Source organism: Petrotoga halophila DSM 16923 (assembly GCF_002924615.1).
Genome location: NZ_JALY01000110.1, coordinates 1 through 1,542, shown reverse-complemented (window position 1 = coordinate 1,542; position 1,542 = coordinate 1). Strand labels below are relative to the sequence as shown.

1 protein-coding gene is annotated in these 1,542 nt (G+C 38.7%); it reads left to right on the top strand.

Annotation, left to right across the window (positions count from 1 at the left end; translation table 11 throughout):
- Positions 1 to 80: 80 nt before the first annotated feature.
- Positions 81 to 1,542 (top strand): [FeFe] hydrogenase, group A (locus tag AA81_RS04915; protein ID WP_103898396.1); only part of this gene is annotated, 1,462 nt, incomplete at its 3' end.

Here is a 1,542-nt window from a genome sequence, read left to right as displayed (position 1 = left end):
GGGGCAAAGGGGCGCTATATAAAAAGTTTTTAAGTTTTTCAAGAGGGAAAAAATTTTTGGTTAGGAGGGAAAAATAATAAATGCCAAAAGTATATATAAATGACCATGAATTTGAAGCTTCCGAAAAAGATACCGTTTTAACGGCTGTAAAAAAATTTGGCGGTTATATACCAACACTTTGTTATATGAACTTAAAGGATATTAATATAGAAAATAAGCCTTCTTCATGTAGAGTATGTATGGTTGAAATAGAAGGTAGAAGAACTTTAGCCCCAGCTTGTACAACGCCCGTATTTGAAGGAATGAAAATAAAGACACATTCGAGGATGGCAGTAGAAGCTCGAAGAACCGCTGTTCAGTTATTGTTATCCGATCATCCACAAGATTGTCTAAAATGTCCAAAAAATGGTGAGTGTGAACTACAAAAAATCGCCTCTGAACTAAACATTGTGAACAATCCTTATTTTGGTAAAACATCTAATTACGACCTTGATATATCTGCTGCAATAATCAGGGATCCCAACAAATGTATTATGTGCAGAAGATGCGAAACTATGTGTAACGAATTTCAAACGGTTGGGGTTCTTTCAGCGATAGATAGAGGTTTTGGTGCTGTCGTTAAGCCTTCTTTTGACATGCCTTTAGAAGAAACAACCTGTACATTCTGTGGTCAATGCGTGGCAGTTTGTCCTACAGGGGCTTTAGTTGAAAGATCTTACATAGATGAAGTATGGAAAGAACTCGAAAATGAGGAGAAGCACGTTGTAGTTCAAACCGCTCCTGCGGTAAGAGTGGCGTTAGCAGAAGAATTCGGTTACGAGCCTGGAACTATTTCTACCGGGAAGATGGTAGGTGTTTTAAAACTAATGGGTTTTGATAAGGTCTTCGATACCAATTTTGGAGCAGATTTAACCATAATGGAGGAAGCCACCGAGTTCAAAGAAAGGTTAGAAAATGGAGGTTTCTTACCTATGTTGACCTCTTGTTGCCCAGGATGGGTTAAATTTATCGAACATCAATTCCCTGACTTGCTCGAGATGCCTTCTTCTGCCAAGTCCCCTCAACAGATGTTTGGGGCAATTGCAAAGAGTTATTATGCACAAAAAAATAATATTGATCCCAAAAAGATGACCGTTGTATCCATAATGCCCTGTTTAGCCAAAAAGTATGAAGCAGCTAGAGAAGAAATAAATGCATCACCTGAATACAGGGATGTTGATTATGTATTGACTACCAGAGAACTGGCAAAAATGATCAAAGAAGCAGGAATTAATTTCAAAGCTGTCCCAGAAAGGGAGTATGATAGTCCTTTAGGAGAATCCACCGGTGCTGCAGCTATCTTTGGAAGAACAGGAGGAGTTGCAGAGGCAGCTTTAAGAACTGCTTATGAATGGATAACCGGGAATGAACTAAAAGAAGTAGAATTTGAACAGCTCCATGGTTATGACTCTCTAAGAGTTGCAGAAGTTGAAATTAATGGGAAAAAATTAAGAGTTGGAGTTGCTTATGGCCTGGGTAACGCACGAAAACTTTTGGAAGACG